The following is a 26,617-nucleotide window of genomic DNA, read 5'->3' on the forward strand; positions in this document are numbered from 1 at the left end:
CGGCGAAAATTGTGGAACCGTTGCAGCGAAGAAATAACGGCGTGGGGACGCAGGCATGGAGACAGACGAGCCGCGGGCAAAACTTGCCGCTATTCCGGTGCTGGCCGGCTACACCGGGCCACTGGACCGGCTCGGCGGCCTGACCAACCTCGTCTTCAGGGCCGGCGATTACTGCCTGCGCATTCCAGGCAAAGGCACCGAGGAATACATCAACCGCGTCAACGAGGCGATTGCCGCGCGCGAGGCGGCAAGAGCCGACGTCAGCCCCGAGGTGCTGCATGCCGACGCTGCCACCGGGGTGATGGTGACGCGCTATATCGCCGGTGCCGAGACGATGTCGCCAGAGAAATTCAGGGACCGGCAGGGCAGTCCGGCGCGGGCGGCCAAGGCCTTCCGCAAGCTGCACGCGTCCGGCGCGGTGTTTCCCTTCCGCTTCGAGCTGTTTTCGATGATCGACGACTATCTCAAGGTGCTATCGACCAGGGATGTCGCCCTGCCCGCCGGCTATCACGACGTGGTGCGCGAGGCAGAAAGCGTGCGCTCGGCCTTGGCCGTCCGCCCCTTGCCTCTCGTCGCCTGCCATTGCGATCCGCTGTGCGAGAATTTCCTCGATACGGGCGAGCGGATGTGGATTGTCGACTGGGAGTATTCCGGGATGAACGACCCGCTCTGGGACCTCGGCGATCTCAGCGTGGAAGGCAAGTTCGACGCCGCCCAGGACGAGGAGTTGATGCGCGCCTATTTCGGCGGGGAGGCGAGGCCGGCGGAACGGGGACGCGTCGTCATCTACAAGGCGATGTGCGACCTGTTGTGGACGCTGTGGGGGCTGATCCAGCTCGCCAACAACAATCCGGTGGACGATTTCCGCGCCTATGCCGACGGGCGGTTCGCGCGCTGCAAGGCGCTGATGGAGACACCAGAGTTTTCCAGGCACCTTGCTGCGGTGAGAGAAGGCTAAGCCCCGGGACTCTAGCCGGCGATATCCAGGCGGCGGTCGACGCGATCAAACACCATCAGCGCGATGCCACGTGAAGCAACCAGGCTGCCATCCGCCGGCCTTTAATTCACACCCTTCAGTACGTTCTCCGGGGGCACCGTGGTGTCTACCACCTTCTGGCGGTGGAAAATGAACAGGCCGGCGAGAACGATGATGCCCGAGCCGATCAGGATGCGCGGGCTGGGGACGTCGCCGAAGAACACCAGCCCGAACACCACGGCCCACAGGAGCAGCGTGTAGTGCAGCGGCGCCAGCGTCGAGGCCGGTGCCAGTTTCAGCGCCCGCGTGATCATCAGATGAGCGCCGCAGGAAACGATGCCGAGCAGCAGCATGGCGCCGAGATCGAGCGCCGACGGCGTCTTCCAGGCGCCGATGGTCAGCACACCGCCAACCGCCAGCGTGCCGATCGTCTGCCACGTCACCAGATTGGTGTCGCTGGTGCCGCGCAGGCGCCGGTTGAGGATGATGGCGAAGGCGAAGGCGAGGCTGCCGACAAGGGCGAAACTCGACGACAGCGAGAACGCGGCAGAGGACGGCTTCAGCATGATCACCACGCCGCAGAAGCCGAGCAGGATCGCCACCCAGCGGCGCCAGCCGACCTTTTCCCCAAGCAGGAAATGCGATAGCGCCGCTACATAGATCGGCCCTGCCATGTAGAAGCTCATCACATCGGCAAGCGGCAGATAGACGACGGCGGCGTAGAACAAGGCGGTGTCCAGCGTCGTCGCCACCACGCGCAGGATCTGCAGCCCGGGCCGCTCCATCTGGAACAGTCTGCCAGCGCCCTGATTGGCGATCATCGGGCCGAGCACGATAAAGGCGCCGATGGAGCGGATCAGCACCACCTGGCCGACGGAAAAGCTGGCGACCAGCCATTTGCCCATGGCGTCGTTCAGCGCAAACAGGAAGTCGCCGGCCAGCATCAGCAGGATGCCGGCCAGAAGAACATTCCTGATTGGGGAATTGTGCGCCACGGGTTGCGTCATGCCGACCCCGATTCCTCCCTCGCCTGAGCCGCGTCGTAGACGGAAGCGGTGACTTTGACGAGGAGAATTAGGAAATCGGTAAGACCAGCGTCGGGAATCGGTTGTATCTAGGTCGATATATTTCTGCGGTTCACATGACCCGGCCTGCCGGGAATGGAAAGCCTGGTATCCTGCCTCGTCCGTTCCGCCACCACCTTGCCCCTGGCAATGACGCAGATGCGTTCGGCGCGCAGGCGCAAGGCCTCGATCGGATTGCCCGCGTCGAGAACGACAAGGCTGGCGCGTTTGCCGACTGCCAGACCCAGGTGATCGAGCCCCATGATCGCGGCGTTGACGTTGGTGACCATGTCGAAGCAGCGCGCCATGTCGGCCGGGCTCGACATCTGGGCGACATGCAGGCCCATGAAGGCGACGTCGAGCATGTCGGCGGTGCCGAGCGAATACCAGGGATCGAGCACACAATCCTGGCCCCAGCCGACGCGGATGCCGAGCGCCAGCATCTCCTTGACTCGGGTCAGACCGCGGCGCTTCGGGAAGGCGTCATGGCGGCCCTGTAGCATGATGTTGATCAAGGGATTGGGGATCGCGGAAACACCGGCTTCAGCGATCAGCGGCAGAAGCTTCGAGACATAGTAATTGTCCATCGAATGCATGGAGGTGAGGTGCGAACCGGCCACCCTGCCCTGCAGGCCGAGGCGCTGCGTTTCATAAGCCAGTTGCTCGATGTGGCGCGACAGGGGATCGTCGGTCTCGTCGCAATGCAGGTCGACCATCAGTCCGCGTTTTGCCGCGATCTCACACAGTTCGGTCACCGAGCGCGTGCCGTCGGCCATGGTGCGCTCGAAATGCGGAATGCCGCCGACGATATCGACACCCATGTCCAGCGCGCGGATGGTGTTCTGTCGCGCCGCCGGCGAGCGATAGAGGCCGTCCTGCGGGAAGGCCACGAGTTGAAGATCGATATAGGGTGCGACGATCTTCTTGACCTCGAGCAGCGCCGCGACCGCCAGCAGCCTGTCGTCACAGACATCGACATGGGTGCGGATGGCGAGCAGCCCCATCGACACCGCCCAGTCGCAATAGGCGAGCGCCCGGTCGCGCACCGCCTCGTGCGTCAAGAGCGGCTTCAATTCGCCCCACAGGGCAATGCCTTCGAGCAGCGTGCCCGACGCGTTGATGCGCGGTATGCCGTAGGACAGCGTGGCGTCCATATGGAAATGCGGATCGACGAAGGGCGGCGACACGAGGTTGCCGCGGGCGTCGACCTCGCTCCGCGCGGAACCGTCGAGCTTCGGCTCGATCGCCGCGATCGTCTCGCCGCTGATGCCGATGTCGGCGATACCGCCATCCGGCAGCGTACCGCTACGCACGATAAGGTCGAAATCCATCTGTCATCATCCCGCTTGAAGAATCACTGTTCCATCGTGTCTCAAAAGACAGCTTGCCGCAGCGGTTTCTTTCCACGGCGGGGAAAGGTTCCCTCCGGTGGCAACTCCCTCTATAAGCCGCCTTCGTCATCCCGGCATCAAGGATCAGCCGTTGTTTCGTTTCTTCCGCTCGACGGAGAACCAGCGCCTCGTCGCAAGGCTGCTCAGGGAATCCTTTCACCAGCACAAGTTTGGCTACGGCGCCGCCATTCTGTCGATGCTGGTGGTGGCCGGCATGACGGCCGCCAGCGCCTGGATCCTGCGCGAAATCACCAATGAATTCGTGATCGACAAAAGGCTCGACCGCGTCAACATGATCGCCGTGGCGGTCGCCGGGATCTTCATCGTCAAGGGCATCGCCAACTTCGTCCAGGCCTATTTCATGAGCCGGGTCGGCAATGCCATCATCGCCGAACGGCAGCGCAAGATCTATGACCGCATCCTGGCGCAAGGCATCGAGTTCTACCATTCTACCTCGTCGTCCGACCTGATCACCCGCATGACCAACAATGCCCAGGCGGCACGCAACGTGCTGGACCTCGTCGTCACCTCCTATGTGCGCGATCTGGTGACCCTGGCTGCCCTGATCGGGATCATGGTCTGGCAGCAGCCGGCGCTGTCGCTGATCTGCTTCGTCGTCGGACCCATAGCCATCTACGGCGTCAACCGCATCCTGAAGCGCGTGCGCAAATTCGCGGCCATGGAGTTCCGCTCGGTCGGGCAGATCGTGCAGGTGATGCAGGAAACCGCGATCGGCGTGCGCGTGGTCAAATCCTTCAACCTCGAAGGCCTGATGCGCAAACGCATGTACAGGGCGGTGGCGGACGTCGAGGATCGGGCCAACAACATCGCCGCGCTGGAGGCGGTGACCAGCCCGGTGATGGAGACGCTGGCCGGGCTGGCGATCGCCGGCGCCGTCATGGTCAGCGGCTTGCTGGTCCTGCAGGGCGGCCAGATGCCTGGCAACATCATGGCCTTCATCGCCGCGCTGCTGCTTGCCTATGAGCCGGCCAAGCGCCTCGCGCGCGTCCGTATCTCCCTGGAGAGCGGCATTGTCGGCGTGCGCATGATGTTCCAGCTCGCAGACGAGCCGCTGACATTGGCGGAGAAGCCCGATGCGCGGCCGCTATTGGGCGGGCCGGGCGAGATAAGGTTCGATGCCGTCAGCTTCGCCTATCAGAACGGCCCGCCGGTGCTGGACGGCTTCGACCTGACCCTGGCGCCCGGCAAGATGACGGCGCTGGTCGGGCCTTCGGGCGGCGGCAAGTCGACGATCCTCAACCTGATCATGCGCATGTATGACCCCAGGAGCGGCAAGGTGCTGCTCGACGGCCAGGACATCTCCCATGCGACGCTGGCGTCGCTCAGGGAAAAGATCGCCTATGTCAGCCAGGACACGTTCCTGTTTGCCGGCACCATCATGCACAACATCCGGCTTGGGCGCGAGGGCGCGACCGACGACGAGGTGATCGCCACCGCCAGGGCCGCCAACGCGCATGACTTCATCATGGCACAGGCTAAGGGCTACGAGACTGATGTCGGCGAGAATGGCGGCCTTTTGTCGGGCGGCCAGCGCCAGCGCATCTCGATCGCGCGCGCCATGCTGCGCAATGCCGAAATCCTGCTGCTGGACGAAGCGACCAGCGCCCTCGACGCGGAGTCGGAGGCGCTGTTCCGCGACGCGCTACAACAGCTGACGGAAGGGCGCACCACCATCGTCATCGCGCACCGGCTGTCGACCGTCCACCAGGCGGACACGATCGTGGTGCTGGAAGCCGGCAAGGTGGTGGAAAGCGGCCCGCACAAGGCCCTGCTCAGGCAGGGCGGGCTTTACCAGAAGCTTTATGAATATCAGTTGATGCCGTGAGCGGTGTTTTCCGGATGTCGGAGCCAAGCCCCCTCATCCGGCCCTTCGGGCCACCTTCTCCCCGAGGAGAGAAGAGATTATCAACGCCGGCACCAGCCTCTCTTCTCCCCACCGGGGAGAAGGTGGCCGCGAAGCGACCGGATGAGGGGGCTTGGCGCGAACCTCACTCCGGCACGTGCCTCACCGCGCCCTTATCGGCGCTGGTGGCGAAGGCGGCGTAGGCGCGCAATGCGGTGGTCACCTTGCGCTTGCGCTTTTCCTGCGGCTTCCAGGCCAAAGCGCCCTTGGCTTCCATGGCCGCGCGGCGCGCGTCGAGTTCGGCGTCGCTGACGGCCAGGCGGATGGTGCGGTTCGGGATATCGATCTCGATCGTGTCGCCCTCCTGCACCAGCCCGATCGTGCCGCCTTCCGCCGCTTCCGGCGACGCATGGCCGATCGACAGGCCTGATGTGCCGCCGGAGAAGCGGCCGTCGGTGACCAGCGCGCAGGCCTTGCCGAGGCCCTTCGACTTCAGATAGCTGGTCGGATAGAGCATTTCCTGCATGCCGGGGCCGCCGCGGGGGCCTTCGTAGCGGATGACGACGACGTCGCCGGCCTTGATCTCATTGGCCAGGATCGCCTTGACCGAGGCGTCCTGGCTCTCGAAGACACGGGCAGGGCCGGTGAATTTCAGGATCGACTCGTCGACCCCGGCCGTCTTCACGATGCAGCCGTCGAGCGCCAGATTGCCCTTCAGCACGGCGAGACCGCCGTCTTTCGAGAACGGCGTCTTCGCCGAGCGGATGACGCCCTTTTCGCGATCCACGTCGAGCTCGTCCCAGCGGCGGTCCTGGCTGAAGGCGACCTGCGTTGGCACGCCGCCGGGAGCGGCGAGGAAGAAGTCGCGCACATTCTGGCTGGTCGTGCGCGAAATATCCCAATGGTCGAGCGCTTCACCGAGGCTGGCAGTATGCACCGTCGGCAAATCGCGGTTGAGCAGGCCAGCATTGTCGAGCTGGCCGAGAATGGCCATGATGCCGCCGGCGCGGTGGACATCCTCCATGTGCACGTCGGACTTGGCTGGCGCCACCTTGCACAGCACTGGCACCCGCCGCGACAGCCGGTCGATGTCCTCCATGGTGAAGTCGACCTCGCCTTCATGCGCGGCGGCCAGGATGTGCAGCACCGTATTGGTCGAGCCGCCCATGGCGATGTCGAGCGTCATGGCGTTCTCGAAGGCGCCCTTGGAGGCGATGCTGCGCGGCAACGCGCTTTCGTCATCCTGTTCGTAATAGCGCTGGGCGAGATCGACGACGAGATGGCCGGCCTCGACGAACAGCCGCTTGCGGTCGGCATGGGTTGCCAATGTCGAGCCGTTGCCCGGCAGCGACAGGCCGAGCGCCTCGGTCAAACAATTCATCGAATTGGCGGTGAACATGCCGGAGCACGAACCGCAGGTCGGGCAGGCCGAGCGCTCGATGACCTTGACGTCCTCATCGGAGATCTTGTCGTCGGCGGCCGCGACCATGGCGTCGACAAGGTCGAGCGCCTGCGTCTTGCCGGCCAGCACCACCTTGCCGGCCTCCATCGGCCCGCCGGAGACGAAGACTGTCGGGATGTTGAGACGCAGCGACGCCATCAGCATGCCGGGGGTGATCTTGTCGCAGTTGGAGATGCAGACCATGGCGTCGGCGCAATGCGCATTGACCATGTATTCGACGGAATCGGCGATCAGTTCGCGCGACGGCAGCGAATAGAGCATGCCGTCATGGCCCATGGCGATGCCGTCATCGACAGCGATGGTGTTGAATTCCTTGGCGACGCCGCCGGCCTTCTCGATCTCGCGCGCGACGAGCTGGCCGAGATCCTTCAGATGGACATGGCCGGGCACGAACTGGGTGAAGGAGTTGACCACGGCGATGATCGGCTTGCCGAAATCACTGTCTTTCATGCCTGTGGCACGCCAAAGGCCGCGGGCGCCGGCCATGTTGCGGCCATGGGTGGTGGTGCGGGAGCGATAGGCAGGCATATTTTTTCCTTGGTGGCTGGCCGCAGCCGAAGAGTGGCGCGGCTGCACTGAACTTTGATCGCAGGGTTTATAGACCGGCAAGTATGGTCTGGCCACATTTTTGCAATGCGCCAGATTCTCCCGGAAAATCAGGGTTTGCGAAAAAAAGATCGCGGCCCCTGTCGGATCGCCGGCCGGACGCCCGTCCTTGGATCAACGGCAAGGAATGGGACCATTTCTCAATCAGCCGTCCACTGTAGCAGCAAAAGGCACCGAGGAGCACGACATGCAAAAGATCACCACCTGCCTGTGGTTCGACGACCAGGCCGAAGAAGCGATGAATTTCTACGTCTCCATCTTCAAGAATTCGAAGGTGCTGAGCGTGATGCGCTGGCCTGAGGGTCACGCCAATGCGGGCAAAGCGCTGGTGACCACGTTCGAACTCGACGGTGTGCAGTTTCAAGCGCTCAACGGCGGACCGCAATTCAAGTTCAACGAGGCGATGTCACAGTCGATCGACTGCAAGACGCAGGAAGAGGTCGACTATTTCTGGGACAAGCTCATCGAAGGTGGCGGCGAACCGTCGCAATGCAGCTGGCTGAAAGACAAGTTCGGCGTCTCCTGGCAGGTGGTGCCGGAGCAGCTGCCGCGACTGCTTCAGGATCCGGACAGGGCCAAGGCCGGTCGCGTGATGTCGGCGATGATGCAGATGAGCAAGATCGACATCGCCAAGATCGAGGAAGCGGCGAAGGGCTGAGCGAAGTTTTCAACCTTCGCGCTGCCCGTCATCCGCCCTCCGGGCACTTCTCCCCGCAGAACGGGGAGAAGAAGAGGTCACGCCGCTTTGTCTCTCACCTGATAGTCCTTGATCGTGGCGAAGCGGATCGCTTTCCAGCGTTCGGCTTCGTAATTCAGCGAGAAGGCATGCTGGGCGAGGAATACTGGGTCGTTGTCGAGATCCCTGGCGATGTCGCCGCGATGCGCTTCGATGAAGCGGTGCACTTCGGTCTTGTCGTCGGCCGAAATCCAGCGGCAGACGGAAAAGCGCGACATCTCGAATTCGACGGGCAGCGTGTATTCGAAATTCAGCCGCTCTTTCAAAACATCGAGTTGCAGGGCGCCGACGACACCGACGATGGCCGGTGAGCCATCTTCGGGCGAAAATAGTTGCACGACGCCTTCCTCGGCCATCTGGTGCAGCGCTTCCTTCAGCTTCTTGGCCTTCATGGCGTCGCCGAGGCGGACGCGGCGCAGGATTTCCGGGGCGAAATTCGGCACGCCGCGGAACAGGATCTCCTCGCCCTCGGTCAGCGTGTCGCCGATGCGCAGCGTGCCGTGGTTGGGGATGCCGACGACATCACCGGCGAAGGCTTCGTCGGCGGTGACGCGGGTGCGGGCGAAGAAGAACTGCGGCGCCGACAGGCTCATCGGCTTGCCAGTGCGCACCAGCTTGGCCTTCATGCCGCGCTCGAGCTTGCCCGAGCAGACGCGCACGAAAGCGATGCGGTCGCGGTGGTTGGGGTCCATGTTGGCCTGGATCTTGAAAACGAAGGAGGTCATCTTCTCCTCCGTGGCCTCGATCGTGCGGGTGTCGGCCTCCTGCGCGCGCGGCGGCGGGCCAAAGGCGCCAAGCGCCTCGATCAGGTCGCGCACGCCGTAATTGCGCAGCGCCGAGCCGAAATAGACCGGCGTCAGATGGCCTTCGCGGAAGGCTTCGATGTCGAGCGGCCGGCAGGCCTCGCGTGCGAGCTCCAGTTCCTCGATGAAGGCCTCGCGCTCATTGTCCGGCAACAGGCCGGCAACGCGGTTGGAATCGGGCCCGTTGACCGGCGTGCGTTCCTTTTCGTCGTCGCCCCTGCGCACCGCGTTCAGCGCCAGGTGATAGGTACCGGAGAAGGTCTTGCCACGGCCGATCGGCCAGGTGATGGGAGCGGTGTCGAGCGCCAGCTTCTGCTCGATCTCGTCCAGAATCTCGAACGGGTCGCGGCTCTCGCGATCCATCTTGTTGACGAAGGTGATGATCGGGATGTCGCGCAGCCGGCAGACCTCGAACAGCTTCAGCGTGCGCGGCTCGATGCCCTTGGCGGCGTCGATGACCATGACGGCCGAGTCGACCGCCGACAGCGTGCGATAGGTGTCGTCGGCGAAATCCTCGTGGCCGGGCGTATCGAGCAGGTTGAAGACATTGTCCTCGTACTCGAACGTCATCACCGAGGTGACGACCGAAATGCCGCGCTCGCGCTCGATCTTCATCCAGTCGGACCGCGTCTGGATGCGGTCCTTCTTGGCCTTGACCTCGCCGGCAAGCTGGATGGCGCCGCCGAACAGAAGCAGCTTTTCGGTCAGCGTCGTCTTGCCGGCGTCCGGGTGGGCAATGATCGCGAAGGTGCGGCGGCGCGATACCGCCTGTTCGATGTCTTCAGCCAATTTTTCGGAATCCTGTCTGTGGCGCGGGCTTCTAGCAGCGCTTTCCCTGCCTGTCGAACAGATTTGCCCGGATTGGCCCGCGGGCTCTTGAGATAGGATCGACGCGATGGCATCAGAAGATCTGTTTTTTATGGAGACCCGCATGAGCAGCGCCAAGCAAGTGATCGTCATCGGCGCCGGCATTATCGGCGCCTCCATTGCCTGGCATCTGACCAGAGCCGGGGCGCGGGTGACGGTGATTGCCGACAGCAAGGTCGGTGGTGTCGCCACGCCTAACTCGTTTGCCTGGATCAATGCCAGCTGGGGTAACCCGGAGCCGTATTTCCGGCTGCGCACCCGCGCCATGGCTGAGTGGGCGCGCCTGGCGCGGGATCTGCCCAGCCTGCCGCTCAATTGGTGCGGCGGCCTGTGCTGGGATCTGCCGGCGGCCGATATGGAAACCTATGCAGCGGAGCATTCTGCCTGGGGTTATGGCATCGAGCGCGTCGACCGTGCCGGCGCGGCGCGCATCGAGCCTAATCTCGCCGCGCTGCCGGATGTCGCCTTGTATGTGGCCGAGGAGGGTGTCGCCGAGCCGGTCGCGGCCACGAAAGCACTGTTGGCGGATGCCGAGCGGCATGGCGCGCGGGTCATCGCCAGCACGGTGACGGCACTCGCCCAAACCGACGGCAGAATAACCGGCGTGGACACATCGCACGGGCTGATCGCCGCCGACGAGGTGGTGATCGCGGCAGGCGTCGGCTCGCCCGATATTGCGGCGACCGCCGGCATCAACCTGCCGATCGAGACGCCGCCCGGCCTGATCGTCCATTCGCGGCCATACAAGAAGCTGCTCAACGGGCTGGTGCTGGCCGAGCGGCTGCACATGCGCCAGACGGCGCAGGGCCGCATCATCGCCGGCTCGGATTTCGGCGGCGCCGATCCGGGGATGAACGCCGAAGCCACGGCCCGCGACCTGTTCGCGGCCACAAAAGCCATGTTGCGCGACTGCGAGGGGCTGGAACTCGATTTCCACACGGTCGGCTACCGGCCGACGCCGATCGACGGCTTTCCGATCATCGGCCGCGCCGAAGGCATGGACGGCGTCTATGTCGCGGTGATGCATTCCGGCATCACCCTGGCGCCGGCCGTCGGCCTGTTCGCCACGCGGGAAATCCTTGGTGGTGAGCGCGATGCACTGCTGGCCCCTTACGGGCTGAGTCGGTTTGCGCAATAGCGGGGGCTGCTTTGGAGGGGTGGCACTCTACGGCGCCCCCATCCGTCCCGACGTAGCCGCAATTTTCCGACCGAAGGGCTAGCCGGCCAATGCGAGCTTCTCAGCCGTCGGCGCAAATGGCCGGATGGCGATCCCTTCCCTGGTCATCGTGACGAAGCTCGAAGGCGGGATCGCCTGCCAGTCGCCGCCCTCGCGGTCGAAGGGCTCGGAGACGATGCAGCGGCCAGCCCCCTTGCGGAATAGGGAGGTGTAGAGCGTCGGCGCCTGCGCGTCGCTGGCATAGCGCACGGCATGAAGGGACTGCCCGTCCGAGAAAGCGGCGGTCAGTTTCAGCGCCGGCTCGATACCTGCACGACGCGAGGCTGCCAGCACGCGGCTGGTGGCACGCGAGACGGCGCCTTGCGGGTCGGACGAAAGGCCCGCGTCGATCATCAGGAGAAAAAAGAGTTCGGAATCAGTGGTGCCCTCGCGCTGGTCGAAGACGGCGTCGGACAGCGAATTTTCGAGCGTGCGGCGGATCTTCTCGAAACCGCCGATCTGGCCGTTGTGCATGAACGACCAGCGGCCGGAAATGAACGGATGGCAGTTCATGCGGCTGGTGGCGCCACCGGTCGAAGCCCTGACATGGGCAAGGAACAGGCCGGATTTGATCTGCCGGCACAGGCTCTTCAGATTAGGGTCGGACCAGGCCGGCAGGATGTCGCGGTAGAGGCCGGGTTCGGGTCTCTCGCCGTACCAGGCAAGGCCGAAACCGTCGCCATTGGTCGGCGACTTGGCTTCCTGGGCGCAGTGGCTCTGGGCGATCAGCGAGTGACAGGGCGCCGTGAGAATGTCTTCGAGAAAGACCGCTTCACCGAGATAGGCTGCCCACCGGCACATCGCTTCCGTCGTCCCCTAGGCGCGATCCGGAAGAGCCGCGGGCTCCTTGGTCGCGTGTGTGCCTCTGTTGTGCGTCCGCTCGTAAAGCTCGCGGATGATTCGGCTGGCGGTAGTCTCGAAGAGAAATGGCAAGAAAGCGTGAACGAGTGCCGCCCCCGCCGCCATCGATAGGCGCGACGAGAACCAGGCGGCGAAGGCCATATGGCCGAAATAGGTCTCGCCGACCTTGGCCGGATGCGAGGTGAAAATGCTTGCGAGCGGCATGCTGGTCCCCTTCAGCGCTGGAGCTTCCTGATATGAGTATCCTGACATGGTCTGTTGGTTCACTTGTCTCAATCTGTCCTTGTATTCTGCTAAATTTTGGGACAAATATCCCACAAGATGGCCGAAATCGATGAAATCGACCGAAGATTGCTGGCCGAGCTGCAACGCGATGGCACATTGTCCGTCGACCAGCTGTCGGAACGGGTCTCGTTGTCCCGCAATGCCTGCTGGCGCCGGATCAAGCGGCTCGAGGAAGATGGCGTCATCACGGGACGGGTGGCGCTGGTCGATGCCGAAAAGCTCGGGCTTGGCCTTTCGGTGTTCATCCTGATCCGTACCTCCAACCACGATCCGAACTGGCTGCAGAAATTCCGCGCTGCTGTTGCCGCCTTGCCCGAGATCACCGGCGTCTACCGCATGTCAGGCGATCTCGATTATGTCTTGCGCGCGCGCGTCGCCGACGTGAAGGCCTATGACCGCCTCTATCAGCGCCTCATCGCCAAGGTGGCGCTGTCCGATGTTTCCGCCTCCTTCGTCATGGAGGAGATCAAGGAGACGACGGTCGTTCCGATGGAAGTGCGTTGAGCCGTCCTCGGGCCATAGTGATGCCCGAAAGAAAGCCGTTGATAGCCTTGCGGGCGAATTGACCGAATCGCCAATCGCGCCGATAGGATCGATTTTATGCGCGCAGCCCTCCAAACTCCCTCCGTCATCGGTCCGACCGTCGGCTTCGTCAGGTTGCCGCACGGTGAGGATCTTCCGCTTCCCGCTTATGAGAGCGCCGGCGCCGCCGGTATGGATTTGCGCGCGGCGGTGCCCGACGACCGGCCGCTTTTGATCCTGCCGGGCAAACGCGCCCTGGTGCCGACGGGGCTGATCCTGGAAATGCCCGAAGGCATGGAAGGCCAGGTGCGGCCACGCTCGGGTCTTGCCTTCAAACATGGCCTTACCGTCCTCAATTCACCCGGTACGGTCGACAGCGACTATCGCGGCGAGGTGAAAGTGCTGCTGATCAATCTCGGTGACGAGGATTTTGCCGTGACGCGCGGCATGCGCATTGCCCAGATCGTTTTCGCCGCCGTGACGCAGGTGGCGGTGGAAGAGCGGTCGCTGGCCGGCGGCACGGCGCGCGGCGCTGGCGGGTTCGGATCGACCGGCACCGCCTGATGCAAATTCCAAAGCTGGTCATCTTCGACTGCGACGGCATTCTCGTCGACACTGAGAATCTGGCCAACCGGCGCCTCGCCGAATGGCTGACCGACGCCGGGTATCCAACGACCTTCGAATATTGCCGCAAGAATTTCTCCGGCCGCAGCATGGTTTCGGTGCAGAAGGAGATCGAAGAGAAGACCGAGGTCAGGCTCGGCGCCGATTTCGTCGATCGCTGGAATGCCGGCCTGCCGGATCTCTTCGCCCACGGCGTCGAGGCGATCCCTTATGTCCTGGAGTTCATCGAGGTAGTCCGTGCGGCCGGCATCGCTTATTGCGTGGCCACTTCGGCCAGGATCTCGAAGATGCACATCACGCTTGGCCAGACCGGGCTGTTGCCGCTGTTCGAGCATGCGATGTTTTCCGCCACCATGGTGTCGCGCGGCAAGCCGTTCCCCGACCTGTTCCTGCATGCGGCCAGGACCATGGGCTTCGCGCCCGCCAACTGCATCGTCGTCGAGGACAGCGTCGCGGGCACGCAGGCCGGCATCGCCGCCGGTATGCGGGTGTTTTCCTATCATGGCGACCCCTATTCAGACCGTGACGGCCTGATCCAGGCCGGCGGCATCCTGTTCGATGACATGCGCGAGCTCGCCGGGCTGGTGCCGATCCACTGACCCGCCGCACTGGACGCAGCAAGGCGCTGTGCTTCCTTCGTGCGCCAGATTCCGACGCTTTCGAGAATTGTCAGCAGAGAACGAGAAACGCTTCTGAACCAACCGCATTCGTTTGCCCGGCTGGAAACGGCGCGCTAGCATCCGCCCGACACTCGTCATGGGGAGCATTCATGGACAAGGGCAAGATCTTTCGCGACCTGCATGCCTCGACCTTCGTCATGCCCAATCCCTGGGATCCGGGCACGACGAAGCTGCTTGGCTCGTTCGGCTTCAAGGCACTGGCCACGACCAGCGCCGGCTTTGCCTTTTCGCGCGGCCTGCCGGATGGTGCGGTCACCTTCGACCAGATGATCCATCATTGCCGGGACGTGACGGCAGCGACCGAACTGCCGGTTTCGGCCGATCTCGAGAGGGGCAAGGGCGACAGCGCAGAGCAGGCCGCCGAGACCATTTTCGCGGCGGAAGCCGCCGGGCTTGCCGGCTGCTCGATAGAGGATCACACCGGCGATCCGGAGAAGCCCATCTATGAGTTTTCGCACGCGGTCGAGCGTGTCGCGGCAGCGGCCGAAGCCGCGCGGGCGCTGAAGCGGGATTTCGTCTTCACGGCGCGGGCCGAGAATTTCCTGTGGGGGAAGTCCGATCTCGACGACACCATCAAGCGGCTGCAGGCTTTCGAAAAGGCCGGCGCCGACGTGCTCTACGCGCCTGGGATCGGCGACGTCGAGATGGTGCGCACGCTCTGCTCGGCGGTGACCAAGCCGGTCAATATCATGGCGAGGCCCGGCTTCACCATCGCCGACCTCTCCATGGCCGGCGTGAAGCGCATTTCGCTGGGGCCGTGGCTGACGAATTTCGCCTACGGCATGCTGGAGACGGCGGCGCGCGAGATCCAGCAGGACGGCACGTTCGGCTTCACTCGTGCGGCCATGCCGTTCGGCAAGCTGCAGGCGCTCTATGGCAAATCCCAGGGCTAGGATGGGTCCGGCCGGATGATCCTTACCGTCGTCGACATGCATACGGGTGGCGAGCCGCTGCGGATCGTTACTGGCGGTTATCCCGCTATCCCCAAGGGTACCATCCTGGAGAAGCGCGCCTATGTGCGGGACAATCTCGATCATTTTCGCAAGCTGCTGATCTTCGAGCCGCGCGGCCATTACGACATGTATGGCGCGCTGCTGGTCGAGCCCGATTTGCCGGGCGCCGACCTCGCCGTGCTGTTCATGCACAATGAGGGCTACTCCACCATGTGCGGCCACGCCATCGTCGCGCTCGGCCGCTATGCCGTCGACGAAGGGCTGGTGGCCAAGCAAGAGCCGTTCACCACCGTCAACATCGAGGCGCCGTGCGGCCTGGTCGTCGCCTCTGTCGCGGTCAGCGACGGCAGAGCGGGTGCGGTATCGTTCGAAAGCGTGCCGGCCTTCCTGTTCGCCCGCGACCAACAGATCGAACTGTCCGGCTACGGCAGGATCGGGTTCGATATCGCCTATGGCGGCGCGTTCTACGCGCTGGCCGACTGCCATCAGTTCGGGCTGGAATTCGGCCGCGACCGGGTGCGCGACTTCGTCGATGCGGCGACCGCGCTGACGGACAAGCTCAAGGCCGAATTCCCGCTGTCGCATCCCGACCATGACGATCTCGCTTTCCTCTACGGCACCATCCTGACCGACGGCAGCGACGCGTTCTCCGGCGAGATTACGAAGAACGTCTGCGTCTTCGCCGAGGCGGAGGTCGACCGTTCGCCGACCGGTTCCGGTGTCACTGCCCGGCTGGCGACCATGCATGCCAAGGGCGAGATCGCCATTGGGCAGACGCGCATTTTCGAGAGCATCGCGGGCTCGCGCTTTTCCGGGGCGGTGGTGCGGACGGCGAAGGCTGGCCCGCATGAAGCGATCGTCGCCCGCGTCGGCGGCCGCGCCTATTATTGCGGACGAGCCGAATTCATTGTCGAGCCGGACGACGACCTGGGACGCGGATTTCTCCTGCGCTGAAGAGATTTAGCGCCGCGGGGCGCGTGCGACTTCCCGCGCCGAGACCGCCTTGTGCAGATGCACCATCATCGCGGCGGCGAAGAGCGGCGTCAAAAGGTTGAGCAGCGGCACGGCGAGGAAGGCCGCGATGACCAGCCCGGCGAGAAACACCGTGCCGGCATGGTGCCTGCGCAAGGCCCTGGCTTCTTCCTCGGGGCGAAAGCGCATGGCGGCGAATTCGAAGAATTCGCGCCCGAGCAAATAGCCGTTGACGATGAAGAAGGCGGCGATGTTGATGCCTGGGACCAGTAGAAGCATCAGCGCCACGATGTTGCCTGATATGACGACGCCGAAGAATTTTATCGCCAGCACCAGCGAGCGCAATGCCGGCATGGGGCGTCCGGCCGGGTCGCCGGGATAGTCGGTGCGCTCGACCACTTCAGCGACATCGTCGAGGAACAGGCCGGCGATGACGGCGGTGACCGGGGCTACGAGCAGCGCCAGGCCGAAGGCCAGCGCAATGGCCGCGATGATGCCGCCCAGCCAGCCGGCCCAGGACGGTATGCCGGGCAGCAATGTCTGCAGCCATGGCAGGGCCAGCCATTCGACAAGGCTGGTCAGGCCGAGCCACAGGGCGACCAGTGCCAGCAGGGTCAGGCCGAGCGTCTTGAGGAACACGGCCCGGAACGGAGGCGAGAGCAGCTCCAGGGCCGCGGTGCGGGCAGCGTCGAAAATCACGGTGCTTCAACCCCCAGGTAGCGAATGCCGCCGGAAGGCGGGCAGCTTCCGAGATAGGCAGTGCAGGCCGCCTGCACAAGCGCGGGCGCTTCCGGCCTTCACCCGATCGCGCAGGAAAACCGCTTTTGCACTCTCCCGAAACCTGCCTATCGGGCAAAGGCCGGCTTGCGGACCGGTATGGTCATGGCCGCGACGCCGGCGACGACAAAGCCCATGCCGAGCCATGCCGTCGGCCCCAGGCTTTCGCCGAGGAAGACGGCGCCGATCCCGACGCCGATCGGCACCCGCAGATAGGCTTGCGACGTGGTGCCGACCGAGCCTAGCGTGTGGATCAGGCGGAAATAAATGACGAAGGCCAGCGCGGTCGAAAACACCGACAGGCCGAGCAGGGCCAGGATCGACGCCATGGAAGGCGCCAGCGTCCACGGCTGGTCGACCGCGAGGCTCAGCGGCACCAGCATGATGGCGCCGCACAGCATCGAACCCGCGGCAGGCAGCATCGGGTCGAGGCCCTTGAAGCCACGGCCGAAGATCGCGGCACATGCATAGCAGATCGTTGCGACAACGATCGCGATCTGCGCCCAGAGTTGGTGACCGAGACCACCCAGCGCCTGCGTGCCGATGATCAGGCAGATGCCGGCGATGCCGGCGCCGACGCCAACCAGTTTGCGCGCCGTCACCGGCTCGTGGCGGGTGATCAGCGCGGTGAGCAGGAAGGTGAAGATCGGCGAGGTGGCATTGAGGATGGTGGCAAGGCCAGCGTCGACCGAGCGTTCGGCCGCCGCGACCAGCGTGAACGGTATCACGCTGTTGAGGCAGGCCTGGAAGGCAAAGCGACGCCACGTGGCCGCATCGCGCGGCATGGCAAGCCCGCGCCAGCGGATGATGGCGAGCAGGATGGCGCCGGCCATCAGGGTACGGGCGGCGATGAAGGTGATGGGCGGGATGGTCTCGACGCCGATCTTGATGAAAGTATAGGAGGCGCCCCAAAGCACGGCCAGCACGCCGAGCAATGCCAGGTCGGTGGTCGTGTCGTTTCTGGCAGGCATGGGCTCGCGCCTTCGGACCGTGATCGAACAGACGCAGATGTAGGCGACATGGCGGCGAAATGTTTCGGCCACGGTCGAATTGTCGTAGCGCCTGGCTGGCGCGGCAAGGACAGAAAATCGGTTGCCAGTTTTCAGGCTCATGCTGTAGACCCGCGCGGGCATGGCAAGAAGCCGGCTCTCTCTTTATTCGCAATTCCTATGGGAAAACCGCTAGCACTTTTCCTGGAATTGCTCGGGGTTTTTGGTGGAGACATTGATGCCGGATTATGATGTGCTTTGCATCGGCAATGCGATTGTCGACATCATCGCCCAGTGCGAGGAGGAATTCCTCGAGACCAACGGCATCATCAAGGGCGCGATGAACCTCATCGACACGCAGCGCGCCGAACTGCTCTACAGCCGCATGGGCCCGGCAATCGAGGCCTCCGGCGGCAGTGCCGGCAACACGGCGGCCGGTGTCGCCTCCTTCGGCGGACGCGCCGCCTTCTTCGGCAAGGTCTCCAACGATGCGCTGGGCGAAATCTACGCGCACGATATCCATGCGCAAGGCGTCGCCTTCGACACCAGGCCGCTCGAGGGCGAGCCGCCGACGGCGCGCTCGATGATCTTCGTCACCCCCGATGGCGAACGCTCGATGAACACCTATCTCGGCGCCTGTGTCGAACTCGGGCCGGAGGATGTCGAGGCCGACAAGGCGTCGGGCGCCAAGGTCACCTATTTCGAAGGCTATCTGTGGGACCCGCCGCGCGCCAAGGAAGCCATCCGGCAGACGGCCAGGTTGGCGCACGCGGCCGGCCGAGAAGTGTCGATGACGCTGTCGGATTCCTTCTGCGTCGACCGCTACCGCGACGAGTTCCTCGAGCTGATGCGCACGGGCACGGTCGACATCGTCTTTGCCAACAGCCACGAGATCAAGTCGCTCTACCAGACGTCGTCGTTCGACGAGGCGCTCGCGAAAATCCGCAAGGATTGCAAGATCGCGGCGGTGACCCGCTCCGAAAAGGGCTCGGTCATCGTGCGCGGCGACGAAACCGTGGTCATAAAGGCGACCGCCATCAAGGAACTGGTCGACACGACGGGCGCCGGCGACCTCTACGCAGCCGGCTTCCTGCATGGCTATACGCAGGGACGCGACCTCCAGACCTGCGGCGATCTTGGCTCGCTGGCGGCCGGATTGGTGATCCAGCAGATCGGTCCAAGGCCACGGCAGAATCTGCGCAAGGAGGCCGAGCAGGCTGGGTTGTTGTAGGGTAAGGCTGCCGATCTCCCCTTGTTGTGGGAGAAGGCAAGCGCGGACCGCTTCTCACCGTCGCGCAGTTGTCACATAGCGCTCCTACACGAAAATGAGAGCGTGCCGTGACTGACATTTCGGCTCGCTTATCGGGGTGTGTAGCAATGCAGGACAGCAACCTGTCGGGTCGCTGCATCTGTCGTCGCCGCGCTTTCCACTTTCAGCCGTAGCCGTTCAACAACCGGCCGCGGCTGGGGGAGGAGAGCGCGCGGCCCAAAAGACAGATGCATGACCAGATTTCAGACCAAGACGACCGGCATCACGCAGGACGATTTCGCCGACATGGTGGCGGAAAAGGTCGAGCGCGCGCTTGCCCACTATGACGAGGCCATCAACGGTCCCACCAAGGTCTCGGTCGGCAAGATTGCCGGCGGCATAGCGTCCGCCGTCACCTTGCTGTCGCCAAAGCACCAGCGCGCCATCGACGCCATTCATGCCGACCTTCCCGGCCTTGCCTCCAAGTTCGTGCGTGCGCTCGCGGCGGAAGCCGCGCGGCGCAGCGAAGCCGGCGCTACCGGCACGACGACGCTGTCGGCGGAGGCCGAACCACTGCCCGTGCTCCCCCAGTCCGACGACCTCGAATCGATGCTGATCGAGGACTGGGCCGGCCGCGTCGCCGGCTCGACCTATCTGGAAGAAAACCTGCGCATCGCCCGTTCGACCCTGCACCGCTGGCAAAGGCGCGGCGACGTCATCGCGCTGCGCAAGGGCGGCCGCAAGCACGTCTTCCCGCTGGCGCAGTTCGTCGACGGCAGGCCGGTGGCGGGGATAAGCGACGTGCTGGAGCTCATCGGCAATCCGAGGCTCGCATGGCTGTGGCTGACGCGTCCCGCCGCGCAGCTCGACGGTCGCACTCCGATCGACCTGCTGCGGCAGGACCGGGCGGAGGAAGTGGTCGAGGCCGCGCGGGGGTTTGCGCCGGGCTGAAGCCGGCGCGCGGTCAGCCCTTTCGTTCGGCGAGCAGGCCGAGATAGTGCTGCAGCACCGCCGCTCCGGCAATCGACGTGACGTCGGCGTGGTCATAGGCCGGCGCCACCTCGACGACGTCGGCACCGACAATGTCGAGCGAACCGAGCCGGCGCAGGATCATCAGCGCCTCGCGGGAAGACAGGCCGCCCGCGACCGGAGTGCCCGTGCCGGGAGCATGGGCCGGATCGAGGCAGTCGATGTCGAAGGTCAGATAGGTCCTGGCGTCGCCAACGCGAGCCTTGATCCGCTCGACGACGCCAGCAACGCCAAGCTCGGCGACATCTTCCCCGTAAAGGATCTCCAGACCGCAGGTTTCGGGCGCGTGCGTGCGAATGCCGACCTGGATGGAGCGGTCCGGCCTGACGATGCCTTCGCGAACAGCCCTGGCGACAAACGAACCATGGTCGATGCGCCTGTCCTCGTCGAACCAGGTGTCCTGATGGGCATCGAACTGGACCAGCGCCATGGGACCGTATTTTTTCGCGTGCGCCCGAAGCAGCGGCCACGTCACATAATGGTCGCCGCCGATGGAAAGCAGCGTGACGCCGGCATCGACGACCTCGCTCGCTTGCGCCTCGATCTGCCGCGGCGTGTCGTCATGCCTGCCGAAGTCGAGCCCGCAATCGCCATAGTCGATGACCGCCAGCCTTTCGAACGGATCGGTCCGGAAGGGATATTGCGGATCGCCCTCGAGGATGGCCGAGGCACGCCGCACGCCTTGCGGCCCGAAACGGGCGCCCGGGCGGTTGGAGACGGCGGCGTCAAACGGGATGCCCCAGATGGCGACGTCGACGCCTGAGAGATCGCGGCTCAGCCGGCGGCGCATGAAGGAGAGCACACCGCTGTAGACCGGCTCGTGCGAGCCGCCATGGATATGCTTGCCGAAGACGGCGTCGTCGGTTTCGCGGGCGCGTGGAAGAGGCTGCAGCATTTTGTCGAGGTCCATTTTCAGGGAATGAGGAGGTTTGGCCGGTACGGCTCAGTTCGTGCCGGTGACGAAACTCGTCCAGAGGCGGGTGACCAGACGCAGCGATTTCGGGTCGCGCGGCTGGGCGGCGAACAGCCGCTTCAGAATATCTTTCGAGAAATAGATGTTCGGATTGTCGCGGACGGTTTCATCGACCAGGGGCGTCGCCGCCTGCACGGCATTGGGATAGAGCGTGGCGTTGGTGAAACGGGCGCCGGCTTGCGGCGACATCAGGAAATTCATCAGGGCATGCGCATTTTCGGGATGCGGCGCATCGACCGGGATCGTCATCACGTCGAAGAATATCTCGGTGCCTTCCCTGGGCACGGAATAACGCACTTCGACACCGTTCCTGGTCTCCGCCGCCCTGGCATTGGCGCCGATTGCGTCGCCGCTCCAGCCGAGCGCCAGGCAGAGGTCGCCGGCTGCCAGTTCGCTCATGATCGAGCCCGACTTGAAATGCCTGATGTAGGGCTTGATGGCGGCCAGCAATGCACCCGCCTTGCGTAGCTCGGCCTCGTCGGTGGAGAACGGATCGAAACCGAGATAGTTCAGCGCGACCGACATCACGCCTTCCGGCGAATCGACCATGGCGATGCCGCAGTCCTGGAACCTGGCCGCGATCTCCGGCTTGAAGATCATGTCGAGGCTGTCGACCGGCGCATCCTTCATACGTTCAGCGATCTTGGCCGGGTTATACATGACCCCCGTGGTGCCATAGGCATAGGGCATCGCGTAGACATTGCCTGGATCCTGCCGGGCGAGGAACGCCATGATGTCAGGATTGAGGCCCCCGGCATTCGGAATTTTGGCCTTGTCGAGTTTCTGGATGGCGCCGGCCCTGGCATATTGCCCGACCAACGACGCGCCCGGCATGATGATGTCGTAGCCCGAGCCTCCAGTCAGCGCCTTGGTCGTCAGCATGTCGACGGAATCGAAGGTGTCGTAGACCACCTTGATGCCGGTCTGTTTTTCGAATTCCGCGATCGTGTCGGCCGGTACGTAGTCGTACCAGAAGAAGATGTTGACGGTCTTGTCCTCGGCGGCGGCCACGCCGCAAAGCGAGGAGGCGGAGAGGCAAAGCATCGAAGCGGCAAGCAGGGCAAGGGGGCGCATGGGCGGCTTTCCAGCAGAGGGCGACGGCCACAAGCTGACGGACGCGGCATTTCCGGACAAACGGCTTTTCGGCCCGAGTCAGTTGACAAAAATTCACCTGATGCTGTCTCATCCAGCCATGAAGCTCCCCTCACTAAATGCCATCAGGGCTTTCGAAGCGGCGGCCCGGCTGCGCAGCTTCAAGGAAGCGGCGGACGAACTCCGGCTCACCCCTTCGGCGGTGAGCCGCCACATCCGCTTGCTGGAACAGGCGCTGGGCATAGACCTGTTCGAACGTGGCTTCCGGCAAGTGGCGCTGACGCCGAAGGCGACACATTACGCCCGTCGGCTGTCGGCGGCTTTTCGTGAGATCGAGAATGCGACCGAGGAAACCGGCGAGCAGGCGACAAGCCGCAAGGCCAGGCGCGCCTCGCTGTCGATCAACGCCACCTTCATGAATCTCTGGCTCGCCGATCGTTTGCCGCGCTTTCGCGACCGACATCCCGACTGCGAACTCGACATCTCGATCCACGACGACGAGAACCGCGGCGGCAATCCGAGCGCTGACCTGCGGGTGCTGTTTGCCGTCGATACCGGCGACCCTTCGGTCATTGCGCTTGTCTCGCTGGTCATCTTTCCGGTCTGCTCGCCTGCCTTCCTCGATAAAAAGAATGCGCCGAGAAAACCCGCCGATCTCGCAAGCTGCCGGCTGCTGCACGAAAACACCACGGTGTGGTGGGAGGAATGGTTCGAGAAGGAGGGGCTCGCCGGACTGGACGCGAAGCCCGGCCCGATCTTCCACGACCCGACACTCGCCGTGCGTGAGGCCGTCAATGGCGGCGGCGTGGCCCTGGCCGACAACATCATGGTCGAGGACCTGTTGGCCAGCGGCCAGCTGGTCGCGCCCTTCACGATCCGCCACGCAATTCCACAGAGCTACTGCCTGCGGCAGAAGCCGGGCAACCGCAATTTAGCCAGCGTCAGGCTGTTCCGGGATTGGCTTTTGTCGGAAATCGCCAGCCACAAGCAGGTGATGGGGCTGGAGTGAGGCGTCCGCCATGGGGAACCCTCAGGCCCCCGCCGTATAAGCGGCGATCGCCGCCATATTCACGATATCGCTGTCCTTGGCGTTCAGCGAGACGATCTGGACCGGCTTGTTCAACCCGACCAGCAGCGGGCCGATGACGGTGGAACCGCCGAGTTCCTGCAGCATCTTGGTCGAAATCGAGGCGGAGTGGAAAGCCGGCATGATCAGCACGTTGGCCGGGCCGGTCAGCCTTATGAACGGATATTGCGCCATGGCGCGGGCGTTGAGCGCGACGTCGGCGGCCATCTCGCCGTCATATTCGAAATCGACGCGGCGCTTGTCGAGGATGCGCACGGCTTCCTGGACGCGCTCGGAACGCTCGCCCTGCGGATGGCCGAAGGTGGAGTAGGCGAGCATGGCGAGCCTCGGCTCATAGCCCATGCGGCGGGCGAAACCGGCCGCTTCCTCGGCGATGTCGGCGATCTGCTCGGCGTTGGGCATGTCGTGCACGGCCGTGTCGGCGACGAGCACCGTCTTGCCGCGCGCGAGCACGATCGAGACGCCGATGACGCGGTGGCCGGGCTTGGCGTCGATGACGCGCCTGATATCGTCGAGCGCGGTTGAGTAGTTGCGGGTGACGCCGGTGACGATGCCGTCGGCGTCGCCCAGCGCCACCATGCAGGCGGCAAAGTGGTTGCGGTCGTTGTTGATCAGCCGCTGGCAGTCGCGGAACAGGAAGCCTTTGCGCTGCATGCGTTCGTAGAGATAGTCGGTGTAGATCGAATTGCGGCGCGACAGGCGCGCATTGATGATCTCGATGCCTTGCTTGTTCAAGTCGATACCGGCGTGCCTGGCGTTCTCCTTGATGACGTCGTCGCGGCCGAGCAGAATCGCGGTGCCGAGCCGCTGGTTCACATAAGAGACGGCGGCGCGCATCACCTGCTCCTCCTCGCCCTCGGCGAAGACGATGCGCTTGGGCTGGCGGCGCACGCGGTCGTAGATGCGCTGAAGCGTCGAGGCGATCGGGTCGCGGCGGGCGGAAAGCTCCTGCGCGTAGCGGTCGAAGTCGAGGATCGGCTTGCGGGCGACGCCCGAATCCATGGCCGCCTTGGCCACGGCAATCGGGATGGCCGAGATCAGGCGTGGGTCGAACGGCACCGGAATGATGTAGTTGGGACCGAATTTCGGGCGGTTGCCCTGATAGGCGGCGGCGACGTCGTCGGGCACATCCTGACGCGCCAGTTCGGCGAGCGCGCGGGCGGCGGCGATCTTCATGTCGTCATTGATGGTGGTGGCCCTGACATCCAGCGCGCCGCGGAAGATGTAGGGGAAGCCGAGCACGTTGTTGACCTGATTGGCATAGTCCGAACGCCCGGTGGCCATGATGGCGTCGGTGCGGATCTCAGCCACTTCCTCCGGGGTGATCTCTGGATCCGGATTGGCCATGGCGAAGATGATCGGGTTCTTGGCCATCGACTGCACCATGGCGGTGGTCAGCGCGCCCTTGGCGGAGAGGCCGAGGAAGACATCGGCGCCGTCGAGCGCTTCGGCCAGGGAACGCGCCTCGGTCTTGACCGCATGCGCCGACTTCCACTGGTTCATGCCCTCGGTGCGGCCCTGGAAGACCACGCCCTTGGTGTCGCACAAGGTGATGTTTTCGGGCGAAAAACCCATCGCCTTCATCAGCTCGATGCAGGCGATGCCGGCCGCACCCGCGCCATTGCAGACCAGCTTCGTGGTCTTCATGTCGCGGCCGGTGATCTCCAGCGCGTTGATCAGGCCGGCGGCCGAGATGATGGCGGTTCCGTGCTGGTCGTCGTGGAAGACCGGTATGTCCATCAGTTCGCGCAGGCGCTGCTCGATGATGAAGCATTCCGGCGCCTTGATGTCCTCCAGATTGATGCCGCCGAAGGAGGGACCGAGGAAGCGCACGCAGTTGATGAACTCGTCGGCATCCTCGGTGTCGACCTCGAGGTCGATGGAATCGACATCGGCGAAGCGCTTGAACAGCACCGCCTTGCCTTCCATCACCGGCTTCGAGGCCAGCGCGCCGAGATTGCCCAGCCCCAGGATCGCGGTGCCATTCGAGATGACGGCGACCATGTTGCCGCGGGTCGTATAGTCGAAGGCCCTGGATGGGTCCTCGGCGATGGCGCGCACCGGCACGGCCACTCCAGGCGAATAGGCAAGGCTGAGATCGCGCTGCGTCGTCATCGGCTTGGTGGCGACGATCTCCAGCTTGCCGGGCCGGCCCATGGCGTGGAATTCCAGCGCCTCCTGCGCGCTGACGGACGGACCGTTGTTCTCGGTTTTCCTGGCCATGATGTATTGATTTCCTCGCCGGTGTGGCGCCCTTGAGGCGGGTGCCGTGTTTTTGACGTTCCGGATTAAGGCTACACGCCGCCGCTGTAAACCGACAAGCGATCTTCACGCAGGCGGGCGAAATATCCAGGGATCAGTCCGATGTCGGCTGGCGGACCGAGGCGGCAATTTCCCGCACCGTTCCCCACCGCATCAGGCCTTCGGTACCAGAGAACGGCCATGTCTCGATGGGCGGCGCGCTGCTGCCCTTGCGCCGCAGAAGCTCCGACAGGAAGACCATCAGTTCCTGGCGCTGGGCGTCAACCTTCGCCAGCGTCCGGCGGCGGATTTCCGCGCGCGGTATGGCCCGGTCGCGCAATGTCTCGACGGCATGTCGAATGGCCGCAGGCTCCGGTTCGGCGATGATGCAATAATCGGGATCGAAATACACGTCGCGGCCGCCAAGGCTCGGCGTGCTGACGATCGGCAAGCCGGCCATCAGATATTCCATCGAGGAATACATCGCCCCTTCGACGGCCGACAGGCAGAGTCCGACGGCGGCCTGGTTGTAGACGCGGTTGACTTCGGCCGACGTCAATCTTCCGGCGAGACCGTCCACGAGCGGATTGGCGATACGGTGGAGGGGCGATTGTGCCTGGAGACGCCTGGTGAAGGCGCGGGCGCCGGCAGGCGTCAATTCGCCGATCGAATAGGTGATGTGGACCAGGCGCTCGATTTCGAAAGCAAGGTAATGGCGCTTCATCGGCGAGATGCGGCCATTGTAGACGGCATCGAATTCGACCGGCACATCCGGCAGCGGACGAAAGACATCTTCCGATATCATCAGATTGTGATTGGAAAATATGGCGTTGCCGCCGACCGCGGCAATCAGACGGCGCTCCTCCTCGGTATTGCACAGGAATATCGTCTCATGCCGTGGGAAACGCTCGGCGTACCAGGCGAGATCCCGGCCCATCTGGGCGACGATCGCCGGCCTCTCCATGGTCCACATCGGCATCAGCAGGAAGGTGGCGCGACGCGCCGCCAGGCGCCGGCCTATGGCCGCCAGCGCATGGAGGGGACGAGGCCCACCAACCGGCATATAGAGCACCAACGGATCGCGACTGAATATGTGGGCCGACATCTCGATGCCGCCGTCGAGATCGGACAGGGGGCCGCTGGCCGGAAGGATAAAGGGAAAGCGCTTTCGCGCCGAAACCCTCAGCTTGTTGGCGGTCCGATGAGCGCGCCGCGTCGCCAAAAGCAAGAGACGCTCGATCGTCGATCCGACAGGACCGACCATCTCGTCGAAAGTCTCCTGCCTGTCCTTATCCACC

The 26,617-nt window shown here is 64.1% G+C and carries 24 protein-coding genes; 12 read left to right on the forward strand and 12 right to left on the reverse strand.

Annotated elements, in window-relative coordinates; translation table 11 throughout:
* Nucleotides 1-55 precede the first annotated feature (55 nt).
* Nucleotides 56-958 (forward strand): phosphotransferase family protein, encoded by a 903-nt coding sequence (locus FJ948_RS17545; RefSeq protein WP_140706492.1) that lies wholly within the window; start codon nucleotides 56-58, stop codon nucleotides 956-958.
* Nucleotides 959-1,059: 101 nt separating this feature from the next.
* On the opposite strand, the gene FJ948_RS17550 is transcribed toward FJ948_RS17545, so the two are convergent.
* Both FJ948_RS17550 and FJ948_RS17555 read right to left on the reverse strand, forming a co-directional pair.
* Nucleotides 1,060-1,983, reverse strand: a complete 924-nt coding sequence (locus tag FJ948_RS17550) for a DMT family transporter (RefSeq protein ID WP_140706494.1) — start codon at nucleotides 1,981-1,983, stop codon at nucleotides 1,060-1,062.
* 107 nt (nucleotides 1,984-2,090) lie between these two features.
* Nucleotides 2,091-3,371, reverse strand: a complete 1,281-nt coding sequence (locus FJ948_RS17555; RefSeq protein WP_140706496.1) for an amidohydrolase family protein — start codon at nucleotides 3,369-3,371, stop codon at nucleotides 2,091-2,093.
* 151 nt (nucleotides 3,372-3,522) lie between these two features.
* On the opposite strand from FJ948_RS17555, the gene FJ948_RS17560 reads away from it, so the two are divergent.
* Nucleotides 3,523-5,277, forward strand: coding sequence for an ABC transporter ATP-binding protein (locus tag FJ948_RS17560; protein ID WP_140706498.1), 1,755 nt, complete (start codon nucleotides 3,523-3,525; stop codon nucleotides 5,275-5,277).
* A 163-nt stretch (nucleotides 5,278-5,440) separates the two neighbouring features.
* Here FJ948_RS17560 and ilvD read toward each other — a convergent pair whose 3' ends face one another.
* Entirely contained in the window at nucleotides 5,441-7,285 is a 1,845-nt protein-coding gene (gene ilvD, locus FJ948_RS17565; protein WP_140706500.1) for a dihydroxy-acid dehydratase, read from the reverse strand.
* 265 nt (nucleotides 7,286-7,550) lie between these two features.
* Between ilvD and FJ948_RS17570 the strand changes: the two genes are divergently transcribed.
* A complete protein-coding gene (locus FJ948_RS17570) occupies nucleotides 7,551-8,021 on the forward strand; it encodes a VOC family protein (protein ID WP_140706502.1) in 471 nt (156 codons plus the stop codon).
* 77 nt (nucleotides 8,022-8,098) lie between these two features.
* On the opposite strand, the gene FJ948_RS17575 is transcribed toward FJ948_RS17570, so the two are convergent.
* Complete coding sequence (locus FJ948_RS17575; protein ID WP_140706504.1) at nucleotides 8,099-9,691, reverse strand: peptide chain release factor 3; 1,593 nt, start codon at nucleotides 9,689-9,691, stop codon at nucleotides 8,099-8,101.
* 142 nt (nucleotides 9,692-9,833) lie between these two features.
* Here FJ948_RS17575 and FJ948_RS17580 point away from each other — a divergent pair, with 142 nt between their 5' ends.
* Nucleotides 9,834-10,907, forward strand: coding sequence for an FAD-binding oxidoreductase (locus tag FJ948_RS17580; RefSeq protein WP_140706506.1), 1,074 nt, complete (start codon nucleotides 9,834-9,836; stop codon nucleotides 10,905-10,907).
* 78 nt (nucleotides 10,908-10,985) lie between these two features.
* On the opposite strand, the gene FJ948_RS17585 is transcribed toward FJ948_RS17580, so the two are convergent.
* Nucleotides 10,986-11,786: a class II glutamine amidotransferase gene (locus tag FJ948_RS17585; RefSeq protein WP_140706508.1), complete on the reverse strand. Its 801-nt coding sequence runs from the start codon at nucleotides 11,784-11,786 to the stop codon at nucleotides 10,986-10,988.
* A gap of 15 nt (nucleotides 11,787-11,801) precedes the next feature.
* On the reverse strand, nucleotides 11,802-12,050 hold the full coding sequence (locus tag FJ948_RS17590) for a DUF6356 family protein (RefSeq protein WP_140706510.1): 249 nt from the start codon (nucleotides 12,048-12,050) through the stop codon (nucleotides 11,802-11,804).
* A 117-nt stretch (nucleotides 12,051-12,167) separates the two neighbouring features.
* On the opposite strand from FJ948_RS17590, the gene FJ948_RS17595 reads away from it, so the two are divergent.
* The 5 genes from FJ948_RS17595 to FJ948_RS17615 all read left to right on the forward strand — a co-directional run bounded on the left by FJ948_RS17595 (nucleotide 12,168) and on the right by FJ948_RS17615 (nucleotide 15,864).
* Nucleotides 12,168-12,635, forward strand: a complete 468-nt coding sequence (locus FJ948_RS17595; protein WP_140706512.1) for an Lrp/AsnC family transcriptional regulator — start codon at nucleotides 12,168-12,170, stop codon at nucleotides 12,633-12,635.
* Between the two features lie 96 nt (nucleotides 12,636-12,731).
* Nucleotides 12,732-13,217, forward strand: a complete 486-nt coding sequence (dut, locus tag FJ948_RS17600) for a dUTP diphosphatase (RefSeq protein WP_140706514.1) — start codon at nucleotides 12,732-12,734, stop codon at nucleotides 13,215-13,217.
* Nucleotides 13,217-13,876 carry an HAD family phosphatase gene (locus FJ948_RS17605; RefSeq protein WP_181173702.1) on the forward strand — a complete coding sequence of 220 codons (660 nt, stop codon included), beginning with the start codon at nucleotides 13,217-13,219 and terminating at the stop codon, nucleotides 13,874-13,876. The genes dut and FJ948_RS17605 overlap by 1 nt, the downstream gene beginning before the upstream one ends.
* Nucleotides 13,877-14,046: 170 nt before the next feature.
* On the forward strand, nucleotides 14,047-14,850 hold the full coding sequence (locus FJ948_RS17610) for an oxaloacetate decarboxylase (protein WP_140706518.1): 804 nt from the start codon (nucleotides 14,047-14,049) through the stop codon (nucleotides 14,848-14,850).
* Nucleotides 14,851-14,865: 15 nt separating this feature from the next.
* The gene (locus FJ948_RS17615; protein WP_140706520.1) at nucleotides 14,866-15,864 is read left to right on the forward strand and encodes a proline racemase family protein; all 999 of its coding nucleotides are present in this window, start codon (nucleotides 14,866-14,868) and stop codon (nucleotides 15,862-15,864) included.
* 6 nt (nucleotides 15,865-15,870) lie between these two features.
* Here the strand turns inward: FJ948_RS17615 and FJ948_RS17620 are convergent, their stop codons facing one another.
* Entirely contained in the window at nucleotides 15,871-16,581 is a 711-nt protein-coding gene (locus FJ948_RS17620; RefSeq protein WP_140706522.1) for a sulfate transporter family protein, read from the reverse strand.
* Nucleotides 16,582-16,727: 146 nt separating this feature from the next.
* Nucleotides 16,728-17,630, reverse strand: coding sequence for an EamA family transporter (locus FJ948_RS17625; protein WP_140706615.1), 903 nt, complete (start codon nucleotides 17,628-17,630; stop codon nucleotides 16,728-16,730).
* Nucleotides 17,631-17,886: 256 nt separating this feature from the next.
* Between FJ948_RS17625 and FJ948_RS17630 the strand changes: the two genes are divergently transcribed.
* Together FJ948_RS17630 and FJ948_RS17635 are read left to right on the forward strand one after the other, a co-directional pair.
* The gene (locus FJ948_RS17630; protein ID WP_140706524.1) at nucleotides 17,887-18,879 is read left to right on the forward strand and encodes an adenosine kinase; all 993 of its coding nucleotides are present in this window, start codon (nucleotides 17,887-17,889) and stop codon (nucleotides 18,877-18,879) included.
* Nucleotides 18,880-19,149: 270 nt separating this feature from the next.
* Nucleotides 19,150-19,848 (forward strand): antitoxin Xre/MbcA/ParS toxin-binding domain-containing protein, encoded by a 699-nt coding sequence (locus FJ948_RS17635; RefSeq protein ID WP_140706526.1) that lies wholly within the window; start codon nucleotides 19,150-19,152, stop codon nucleotides 19,846-19,848.
* Nucleotides 19,849-19,861: 13 nt separating this feature from the next.
* Here FJ948_RS17635 and speB read toward each other — a convergent pair whose 3' ends face one another.
* Together speB and FJ948_RS17645 are read right to left on the reverse strand one after the other, a co-directional pair.
* Nucleotides 19,862-20,821, reverse strand: a complete 960-nt coding sequence (gene speB / locus FJ948_RS17640) for an agmatinase (RefSeq protein WP_140706528.1) — start codon at nucleotides 20,819-20,821, stop codon at nucleotides 19,862-19,864.
* Between the two features lie 48 nt (nucleotides 20,822-20,869).
* Nucleotides 20,870-21,973: a polyamine ABC transporter substrate-binding protein gene (locus FJ948_RS17645; RefSeq protein WP_140706530.1), complete on the reverse strand. Its 1,104-nt coding sequence runs from the start codon at nucleotides 21,971-21,973 to the stop codon at nucleotides 20,870-20,872.
* Nucleotides 21,974-22,073: 100 nt separating this feature from the next.
* Here FJ948_RS17645 and FJ948_RS17650 point away from each other — a divergent pair, with 100 nt between their 5' ends.
* The gene (locus tag FJ948_RS17650; RefSeq protein WP_246677540.1) at nucleotides 22,074-23,000 is read left to right on the forward strand and encodes a LysR substrate-binding domain-containing protein; all 927 of its coding nucleotides are present in this window, start codon (nucleotides 22,074-22,076) and stop codon (nucleotides 22,998-23,000) included.
* A gap of 21 nt (nucleotides 23,001-23,021) precedes the next feature.
* On the opposite strand, the gene FJ948_RS17655 is transcribed toward FJ948_RS17650, so the two are convergent.
* Together FJ948_RS17655 and FJ948_RS17660 are read right to left on the reverse strand one after the other, a co-directional pair.
* Nucleotides 23,022-25,301: an NADP-dependent malic enzyme gene (locus FJ948_RS17655; RefSeq protein ID WP_140706531.1), complete on the reverse strand. Its 2,280-nt coding sequence runs from the start codon at nucleotides 25,299-25,301 to the stop codon at nucleotides 23,022-23,024.
* 133 nt (nucleotides 25,302-25,434) lie between these two features.
* Nucleotides 25,435-26,616: a glycosyltransferase gene (locus FJ948_RS17660; RefSeq protein ID WP_246677541.1), complete on the reverse strand. Its 1,182-nt coding sequence runs from the start codon at nucleotides 26,614-26,616 to the stop codon at nucleotides 25,435-25,437.
* Nucleotide 26,617 lies beyond the last annotated feature (1 nt).

It is taken from the genome of Mesorhizobium sp. B2-3-12 (assembly GCF_006442205.1).
Taxonomy (GTDB): Bacteria; Pseudomonadota; Alphaproteobacteria; order Rhizobiales; family Rhizobiaceae; genus Mesorhizobium.

Coding starts and splice junctions, on each gene's coding strand:
- FJ948_RS17625 (WP_140706615.1), bottom strand. CDS start 17,630: ATGCCTGCCAGAAACGACACGACCACCGACCTGGCATTGCTCGGCGTG.
- FJ948_RS17610 (WP_140706518.1), top strand. CDS start 14,047: ATGGACAAGGGCAAGATCTTTCGCGACCTGCATGCCTCGACCTTCGTC.
- FJ948_RS17585 (WP_140706508.1), bottom strand. CDS start 11,786: ATGTGCCGGTGGGCAGCCTATCTCGGTGAAGCGGTCTTTCTCGAAGAC.
- FJ948_RS17595 (WP_140706512.1), top strand. CDS start 12,168: ATGGCCGAAATCGATGAAATCGACCGAAGATTGCTGGCCGAGCTGCAA.
- ilvD (WP_140706500.1), bottom strand. CDS start 7,285: ATGCCTGCCTATCGCTCCCGCACCACCACCCATGGCCGCAACATGGCC.
- FJ948_RS17545 (WP_140706492.1), top strand. CDS start 56: ATGGAGACAGACGAGCCGCGGGCAAAACTTGCCGCTATTCCGGTGCTG.
- FJ948_RS17650 (WP_246677540.1), top strand. CDS start 22,074: ATGCTGTCTCATCCAGCCATGAAGCTCCCCTCACTAAATGCCATCAGG.
- FJ948_RS17645 (WP_140706530.1), bottom strand. CDS start 21,973: ATGCGCCCCCTTGCCCTGCTTGCCGCTTCGATGCTTTGCCTCTCCGCC.
- FJ948_RS17635 (WP_140706526.1), top strand. CDS start 19,150: ATGACCAGATTTCAGACCAAGACGACCGGCATCACGCAGGACGATTTC.
- FJ948_RS17555 (WP_140706496.1), bottom strand. CDS start 3,371: ATGGATTTCGACCTTATCGTGCGTAGCGGTACGCTGCCGGATGGCGGT.
- FJ948_RS17550 (WP_140706494.1), bottom strand. CDS start 1,983: ATGACGCAACCCGTGGCGCACAATTCCCCAATCAGGAATGTTCTTCTG.
- FJ948_RS17605 (WP_181173702.1), top strand. CDS start 13,217: ATGCAAATTCCAAAGCTGGTCATCTTCGACTGCGACGGCATTCTCGTC.
- FJ948_RS17590 (WP_140706510.1), bottom strand. CDS start 12,050: ATGCCGCTCGCAAGCATTTTCACCTCGCATCCGGCCAAGGTCGGCGAG.
- FJ948_RS17655 (WP_140706531.1), bottom strand. CDS start 25,301: ATGGCCAGGAAAACCGAGAACAACGGTCCGTCCGTCAGCGCGCAGGAG.
- FJ948_RS17570 (WP_140706502.1), top strand. CDS start 7,551: ATGCAAAAGATCACCACCTGCCTGTGGTTCGACGACCAGGCCGAAGAA.
- speB (WP_140706528.1), bottom strand. CDS start 20,821: ATGCTGCAGCCTCTTCCACGCGCCCGCGAAACCGACGACGCCGTCTTC.
- FJ948_RS17630 (WP_140706524.1), top strand. CDS start 17,887: ATGCCGGATTATGATGTGCTTTGCATCGGCAATGCGATTGTCGACATC.
- FJ948_RS17615 (WP_140706520.1), top strand. CDS start 14,866: ATGATCCTTACCGTCGTCGACATGCATACGGGTGGCGAGCCGCTGCGG.
- FJ948_RS17580 (WP_140706506.1), top strand. CDS start 9,834: ATGAGCAGCGCCAAGCAAGTGATCGTCATCGGCGCCGGCATTATCGGC.
- dut (WP_140706514.1), top strand. CDS start 12,732: ATGCGCGCAGCCCTCCAAACTCCCTCCGTCATCGGTCCGACCGTCGGC.